The organism is Mesorhizobium sp. M7A.F.Ca.CA.002.04.1.1, from assembly GCF_004022805.1.
Classification (GTDB): Bacteria; Pseudomonadota; Alphaproteobacteria; order Rhizobiales; family Rhizobiaceae; genus Mesorhizobium; species Mesorhizobium ciceri.
Map to the genome: position 1 here is coordinate 1 of NZ_RZPL01001105.1, position 1,133 is coordinate 1,133.

A 1,133-nucleotide genomic window follows, 5' to 3' on the forward strand; every position below is an offset into this window, starting at 1 on the left:
GGATGAAATATGAAAATCGCCCATGTCGCGCCGCTTTATGAATCGGTGCCGCCAAGGCTCTATGGCGGCACCGAGCGCATCGTCTCGTATCTGACCGAAGCGCTGGTCGATCTGGGTCATGAGGTGACGCTGTTTGCCAGTGGCGACAGCCAGACCTCCGCGAAGCTGGTACCCAGCCGGGAACGCGCGTTGCGCCTCGATCCGCGTCCGCTCAAATCCGAGATCGCGGCGCATCTTTCGATGCTTGCGCAGGTGAGGGAACGGGCGTCGGAGTTCGACGTCATCCACTTCCACCTCAGCCACTTCCTGCATTTTTCCTTCTTTGAGGATATTGCGGAGCGGACGGTGACGACGCCGCATGGCAGGCTGGATTATGTCGACCTGGCGCCGGCCTATGAACGGTTCCCGCGCTTTCCCCTGATTTCCATTTCGCACAGCCAGAAGGCGGGCCTTGCCAACGCCAACTGGTTGGCGACGATCCATCACGGATTGCCGACTGCTCTCTACGAGCCGACGTTCGAGACGGCCGCCGAAGAACCCTACCTTGCCTTCCTCGGCCGGTTCTCACGCGACAAGCGCCCGGATCGCGCCATCGAGATCGCCTTGCGTTCGGGGCTCAAGCTCAAGCTCGCGGCAAAGATCGGCGACGACGATCGCGCCTATTTCCGTGAGGTGGTCGAGCCTTTGATCGATGGCGATCGCGTTGTCTATGTCGGTGAGATCGAGGAAAACCAGAAGGCGGAATTTCTCGGCAAGGCGGCAGGCCTGCTGTTCCCGATCGACTGGCCGGAGCCGTTCGGCCTTGCCGCTATCGAGGCAATGGCCTGCGGCACACCGGTCATCGGCTGGAGTTGCGGTGCGCTGCCGGAGATCATCGATCAAGGCGTCACCGGTTTTATCGCTGACACAATGGATAGCGCGGTCGCTGCGGTGCCGGACTTGCTGCAACTCGACAGGCGAAAGGTGAGGGCCGTTTTCGAAAAGCGGTTCTCCGCCCGAAGAATGGCCGGCGACTATCTGGCCGCCTATGCGGGCCTGATCGGCGTCCCGAGCACGGCGAAGGCGTCTTGAGCAGCGACGTGCTCGAGCCACGGCAACGAAACAACAGGGATCTTTGACGAATGGCCCAACTC

General features: G+C 61.4%; 1 protein-coding gene. It reads left to right on the forward strand.

Annotated elements, in window-relative coordinates:
* Window positions 1–9 precede the first annotated feature (9 nt).
* Window positions 10–1,071, forward strand: a complete 1,062-nt coding sequence (locus tag ENZ75_RS32515; protein WP_013530898.1) for a glycosyltransferase family 4 protein — start codon at window positions 10–12, stop codon at window positions 1,069–1,071.
* Window positions 1,072–1,133 lie beyond the last annotated feature (62 nt).

Bases quoted from the DNA above. Each gene is read 5' to 3' on its own strand.
- ENZ75_RS32515 (WP_013530898.1), top strand. From the start codon at position 10: ATGAAAATCGCCCATGTCGCGCCGCTTTATGAATCGGTGCCGCCAAGG.